This window comes from Oleiphilus sp. HI0067, assembly GCF_001635735.1.
This window is the reverse complement of record NZ_LWFI01001552.1, coordinates 1-1101: the sequence shown is the minus strand read 5'-3', so window position 1 is coordinate 1101 and position 1101 is coordinate 1. Positions and strand designations below refer to the sequence as shown.

At 46.1% G+C, this 1101-nt stretch carries 2 protein-coding genes; both read right to left on the bottom strand.

The features are described from left to right. On the bottom strand, positions 1–887 hold an 887-nt coding region (gene gltA, locus A3739_RS25340), incomplete at its 3' end, for a citrate synthase (RefSeq protein WP_068503203.1). Positions 888–909: 22 nt separating this feature from the next. Continuing rightward, a partial coding sequence (locus tag A3739_RS31080) for a hypothetical protein (protein ID WP_231877145.1) occupies positions 910–1101 on the bottom strand: 192 nt, incomplete at its 5' end.

The window sequence follows — 1101 nt, the reverse complement described above, 5'->3', positions numbered from 1 at the left end:
TCATTCTTGTCTTTTGCTTTAGCAACGAATTCGTCAATGTTTGCAACGTCGCCAATTTCGTTGAGCATGCTCAACACAGCTTCGTTTGCGCCGCCGTGTGCAGGACCCCAAAGTGCTGCAATACCAGACGCAATACATGCGAATGGATTTGCTCCGGTAGAACCCGCAAGACGAACTGTTGATGTTGATGCGTTTTGTTCGTGGTCAGCATGAAGCATGAAAATACGATCCATTGCGCGAACAATTGCTGGATCAAATTTAACATCGCCAGCAGGAGTGCTGAACATCATGTGCAGGAAGTTCTCTGCATAACCCAAATCATTGTTCGGGTACATGAATGGCTGGCCAATCGAGTACTTGTAACACATTGCGGCAATTGTTGGCATTTTCGCGATTAGGCGGAAGCCGGCGATCTCACGATCTTGTGCTTCAGTAATGTCCATTGAGTCATGGTAAAAAGCAGATAATGCTCCAACGACACCACACATAATAGCCATTGGGTGTGCATCACGACGGAAACCACGGAAGAACTGATTTACTTGGTCGTGAACCATGGTGTGGTTGCGAACTGTGGCGCGGAAAGCTTCACTTTCTTCTTTAGTTGGCAGCTCTCCGTGAAGAAGAAGGTGGCATAACTCTAGATAGTCAGAATTTTCAGCAAGATCGTCGATTGCGTAGCCGCGGTGTAAAAGAACACCTTTACCGCCGTCGATATATGTAATGGCTGATTCGCAAGCCGCAGTGGATACAAAGCCTGGGTCGTAAGTGAACAAGCCTTCAGATACGAGGCTTCGTACGTCTATTACGTCTGGTCCAACAGTACCTGAGTACATTGGTAAGTCGATGGTTTTGCCATCTACCAATAACTGAGCTTTCTTATCAGTCATTGTTTTCTCCTATTGCTTGAATCTACCCCGAAATGCGGTTGGCATAGCGGCGTTTTGTATTGTCAGTATTAAGGTGACCGTGTTTTTTATGATCGCCAAAGCGAGTTTCGATCTGATCGTCTATCCTTTCTAAGATTTGCACTAGTGAAGCGAAAGCATAGCTAGCGTAAATGCTAAGGCGAACCACTATAGGGTGTTGGGCAGGATTGTCAAT